The 516-nt window shown below is 42.6% G+C and carries 1 protein-coding gene and 1 pseudogene; one reads left to right on the top strand and one right to left on the bottom strand.

Annotation, left to right across the window (positions count from 1 at the left end; genetic code table 11):
- Positions 1-259, bottom strand: a pseudogene (gene nudF, locus ACWHAR_RS32090) (ADP-ribose pyrophosphatase); the annotation flags it as partial.
- A gap of 74 nt (positions 260-333) precedes the next feature.
- Here nudF and mciZ point away from each other — a divergent pair.
- Positions 334-456, top strand: coding sequence for a Z-ring formation inhibitor MciZ (gene mciZ, locus ACWHAR_RS32085; protein WP_003230420.1), 123 nt, complete (start codon positions 334-336; stop codon positions 454-456).
- Positions 457-516 lie beyond the last annotated feature (60 nt).

Raw genomic sequence — 516 nt, 5'->3', positions numbered from 1 at the left:
ACTCCGGCTCCTCACCTTTTTCAAGCTTACCGGCCGGAATTTCAACGATCGTCCGCTCAAGCGGCTTACGGAATTGTTTGACCATGATGATTTTCCCTTCATCTGTGACGGCTAGTACCGCTACAGCTCCAGGGTGTTTCACAATTTCACGTTTACTGGCTTTGCCGTTTGGCAGCTCTACATCCTCGACATAAAGATCAATGACTTTACCCGAAAAGATCTGTTCTTTGGCAATTGTTTTTTCTTCTAATGATTTCATTTCTTCATCTCCCGTTCTGTCTCTATATGATGCCCCATACATTTTATCATACTAGAGCAAAAGGGGGCTTCTTCGTGAAAGTGCACCGCATGCCAAAAGGTGTTGTCTTAGTCGGAAAAGCATGGGAAATTCGGGCGAAGTTAAAAGAGTATGGACGCACATTTCAATATGTGAAAGATTGGATCTCAAAGCCATAAAAGTTGAAACTTTAGCTCCTTTATATTACGGTCAATACAAAGCCTAAAAAAGGAGTGTGC

It is taken from the genome of Bacillus sp. LR--39, assembly GCF_053613335.1.
Note: the sequence above shows the minus strand (reverse complement) of the source record. Positions and strands in the feature narration are given on the sequence as shown.